The organism is Propionibacterium sp. (genome assembly GCF_047719395.1).
Lineage (GTDB): Bacteria > Actinomycetota > Actinomycetes > Propionibacteriales > Propionibacteriaceae > Propionibacterium.
Genome location: NZ_JBDNTB010000102.1, coordinates 1 through 3103, shown reverse-complemented (window position 1 = coordinate 3103; position 3103 = coordinate 1). Strand labels below are relative to the sequence as shown.

The following is a 3103-nucleotide window of genomic DNA, read 5'->3' as shown; positions in this document are numbered from 1 at the left end:
GCGGACCGTGAGCAACAGCGTGGTCGGCCGCCACCCCAGCGGTTCGTGGGCCCGCTCCCTGGTGCCGGTGTCCCGCGCCCTCCCCTCGCCGCCGCAGCGCCGGCACCAGCGCGCCGCCTCGTCCTCTTCGCCGCGGCACAGGAGCACCGCGCGGTCCGGCTCCACCTGCTGGCCCACGACCACGAGACCGAGCTCGTCGAGGCGGCAGAAAGTCGTCACATCAGGGGTCGCGAAGGTAGCGTCAGGCACGTCGAGGTCTTCCTGGATGGGCAGTGTGAGAACTTCCATCCTCGGAAGGCCTCGGCCACTATCCGGGCACCGACGCGCCGCGCCCTCCCACCACGGCTGCTGCGTCGCCTACACCCTCATCTGGGAAGAGCCTCGAAACTCGCTCTCACCCACTACGGCGACCTGACGCACGTCGCGCCATTCGAGCTGGAGAACCTCACTACCTGCGACATCGTTCGCTGACTTGAGACGAGTGATTATCCAATGTCAATGACAACAAATTCAATGACCGCCTTGGAGCAAATCGACGCCAGGCATCTGACCAAGAATCAGAAAGAGCTCATCACGCTCGCCGTGCTGGGCAATATTTCAGAATTCTTCGACATGTTCCTCATCGGCTTCGCCATCGCGGTGCTCTTGAAGGATCCTTCGTGGCATTTGCAGGGCTATGAGGCCGGCATCATTTTGGCGATGTCCGGTTTGGGCACCGTCATCGGCGCAATCCTCTGGGGTCGTCTCGCAGACAAGATCGGCCGAAAAACCGCTTTCATGTGGTGCGTCCTGCTGTTCACCGTATTCACCCTTGTTTCGGTCTTCACCCCGACGAATGCCTGGGTCCTGCTCGCCGTATTGCGCGTTCTGGTGGGAATGGGTGTCGGCGGTCTGAACATCACCTCGGTACCCTATGTGCAGGAATTCGTGCCCGCCAAGCAGCGCGGTTTCCTCTCGGGTCTCACAGCCGTATTCATCCCGCTCGGGCTGTTCCTCGGATCACTCGCCTCCAGCCTTACCGGTGACAACTGGCGCCTGTTGATCGCTATTGGCGCCATTCCGATCCTGCTGCTCTTCTGGCTTCGGAGGGTTCCGGAATCACCGCGCTTTCTGCAATCGCAGGGCCACCATGAGGAAGCGACGAAGGCCATCGCATGGGCCCTTGAGTTGCCGCCGGAAGAGGTTGGCACGCTGCCTGAGATCAAGGGCGAGACGACTGCCTCCTATTCGGTCATCTTCCACAAATATTTCAAGAGTCTGGTCATCGTCGCTCTCGGTTCGTTCTGCTTCATCTTCGGCTCTTCGGTGATCCAGTCCTGGGGCCAGTCAATCCTGGGTTCGGCCTACAAGTTCCCCACCCACACCGTCGGCTACCTGTTCATGCTCGTGTCCCTGGCTGATCTTCTCGGCCGACTGTCCTCGGCGTGGCTCGGCGACCGCATCGGACGCAAGCGCGTCATGCTGATCTACGGCCTGCTGGGTGCCGTGGGGCTGCTCATCTCTGCCGGGTCCACCCAGTTGGCAGGGTATGGCACCAATGCCGGCTGGATCTTCTTCATCGGCATTCTGGTCGCCATGGCATTCGGCGATGGTGCATTCGGCGTGCTCAATCCCTTCGGCGCAGAACAGTTCCCGAACGAAGCCCGGGCAAGCGGACTTGGGCTCGGCTATGGCATCGGTGCCACCGCGAAGATCTTCGGACCGGCCCTTCTGGGTGCGATGTTCGGTGGGAAGGTCACCGCCGCGATCGTGCCGCCAGCATTCCTGTTCTTCGCAATTCTGCTGGTCATCGGCGGAATCATCTACCAGTTCGCAAAGGAAACCAGTGGCGTGTCTCTCGACACGGTCTGATCTTCCCACCCGCAAGCATTTGATTGTCCATCCGACAAGGAGAAATTCAGCATGAGCAAGATTGACGAAATCACCCGGGAGAAGTGGATTCTGGGCGCTTTCCCCGAGTGGGGGACCTGGCTCAACGAGGAGATCGACGAGACCGTCGTCGAACCCGGCACATTCACGCTGTGGTGGATCGGGAACACCGGACTGTGGCTGAAGACCGAGGGTGGCGCCAACCTCGCCGTTGATCTGTGGTTCGGCAATGGTAAGCGCACCCAGAAGGTCAAGGAGATGAAGCCGTACCACCAGATGCGCAATTTGACCGGTGGCGCCATGACCCAGCCGAATCTGCGCGCCGCGCCGATCGTCTTCGATCCGTTCGCCATCACAAAGCTCGATGTCGTGCTCGCCACGCACATTCATTCCGATCACATCTGCCCCTTCTTCGCGGCCGCCGTGCTGCAGAATTGCGGGCCCGAAGTAAAATTCGTGGGCCCGAAGGAGTGTGGCGACTTGTGGGAGTCCTGGGGTGTCCCGAAGAACAGAATCGTCGTTGTGCGCCCCGGCGATACCGTCAAGGTCAAGGACATCGAGATCGATGCTCTTGAGTCCTTCGACCGCACCGTCATGGTGACGGCCCAGGAGGATCTGCACGGCAAGATCCTCGATATGGATTCCAAGGCTGTCAACTATTTGATCAAGACTCCTGGCGGCAGCTTTTACCATGCTGGCGACTCGCACTACTCAATCCGATTCGCCAAGCACGGCAAGGAAAATGACATTGACGTGGCATTCGGCTCCTATGGCGAAAATCCGGTGGGTTGCCACGACAAGATGACATCCTCGGATATTCTTCGGATGGCTGAAGCCCTACAGGCCAAGGTCGTCATCCCGTTCCACTACGATGTGTGGACCAATTTCAAAGCAGACCCTGTCGAGATTCTTGAACTCTGGAAGTTCAAGAAGGATGTATTGCAATACAAGTTCAAGCCATTCATCTGGGAGGTCGGTGGAAAGTTCACCTACCCGAATGACAAGGACAAGATGCGTTACCACTACCGCCGTGGATTCGAAGACTGCTTCACCAACGAGCAGAACGTTCCCTACCCCTCCTTCCTGTAAAATTGGACGATGAATAGTGGTGGGGGGGGGGGCGCGGGGGGGGGGGGGCCCCCCCCCCGGGGGGGGGGGTTTGTGTGTTGGGGATTTTTAGGGGGGTGGGGTTTGGATACGGCGGGGCGGGGGTGGTCCTGCGCGCGGGGGGGGG

At 60.0% G+C, this 3103-nt stretch carries 2 protein-coding genes and 1 pseudogene; 2 read left to right on the top strand and 1 reads right to left on the bottom strand.

Going from position 1 to position 3103, the window contains the following annotated elements; translation table 11 throughout:
* Positions 1-288: pseudogene (locus ABF648_RS11950) on the bottom strand (hypothetical protein); the annotation flags it as partial.
* Positions 289-498: 210 nt separating this feature from the next.
* Here ABF648_RS11950 and ABF648_RS11945 point away from each other — a divergent pair.
* Positions 499-1851, top strand: a complete 1353-nt coding sequence (locus ABF648_RS11945) for an MFS transporter (protein ID WP_415632471.1) — start codon at positions 499-501, stop codon at positions 1849-1851.
* A gap of 51 nt (positions 1852-1902) precedes the next feature.
* Positions 1903-2958 carry an L-ascorbate 6-phosphate lactonase gene (ulaG, locus tag ABF648_RS11940; RefSeq protein WP_415632470.1) on the top strand — a complete coding sequence of 352 codons (1056 nt, stop codon included), beginning with the start codon at positions 1903-1905 and terminating at the stop codon, positions 2956-2958.
* Positions 2959-3103 lie beyond the last annotated feature (145 nt).